Origin of the sequence: Tannerella forsythia (genome assembly GCF_001006485.1) — a bacterium.
In the GTDB taxonomy this organism is placed as follows: Bacteria; Bacteroidota; Bacteroidia; order Bacteroidales; family Tannerellaceae; genus Tannerella; species Tannerella forsythia.
On sequence record NZ_JUET01000117.1, the window covers coordinates 1 to 920 of the forward strand.

Sequence of the window (920 nt, forward strand, 5' to 3'; positions counted from 1 at the left end):
CCGCGTTGCATCGGGACGGACGTATCGCCTTCGGACAGTTCGATTCTCCGAACTAACTGGCCGGCTACCGAGTAGATGCTCGCGATATCTTTACGCTCTACGCGGATATAGATCGTCTCGCCGTGCGACCATACGGCCGTACCTTCGATCGACATATTCGCTACATGGTCCGGACCGAACTTCAACACGATATGCTGTGTCACCTGAGGAATCACATATTCGTATTCACCGTTGGCATTCTTCTTGCCTTCCAGTATTTCTTCCGTCTTCCCGTCAATCTTACGGTCTGTACGTACCACGAACGGTTTTTCGAACGAATACTTCGCCTTAAACTCGAAGTTCGAGCGTGCAGGCGTGTACGCGATGCCGGCCGGAGGAGTTGTCGTTACACCCGTTACCGAAGGTATGGTTACGGAATAATTTATCTTCGGAAGAACAGCATTGCCGACGCACAGGTAAACCACACCTTCTTGCGATACATCGAGAGTAAGAGGCACTATCTCACCGTCGATCTTGATGCTGCTCGGTACCAACTTCAAGTTGTTCAAGCTACCCGGCGTAACCGATTGATAATAGATGATCGGATAGCAACGGTTCTGCATTCTTTCGCACGGACGGATTTCGATGTTCACGTCTATCGTGCCGTAGGTTGTCAGTCTCTCTACATTGATGGCATCGCTGTATTCCATGTTGATCCCCTTTGCCGTACCTACCGAGAAATGAAGCTGTGCGCCGCCGTCGAGACGAAGGTCTTTCATCTTGAGCGTACCGCACTTCTGCTCGTAGCACTGTCCGCGCAGACGCAATGAGGTAAAGCCCGGATTCAGATGAGCCATGTTCTCTACATGCACATCGGAATGCTGGTATCCGAATCCTCCGAAGGTAGAGGTCGTGATCACGTCGAGCGCCAGGTCGTCCGA

The 920-nt window shown here is 51.7% G+C and carries 1 protein-coding gene; it reads right to left on the reverse strand.

Translation table 11 applies throughout. The features are described 5' to 3' along the window. Positions 1–920 (reverse strand): hypothetical protein (locus tag Tanf_RS15160; protein WP_046825842.1); only part of this gene is annotated, 920 nt, incomplete at both ends.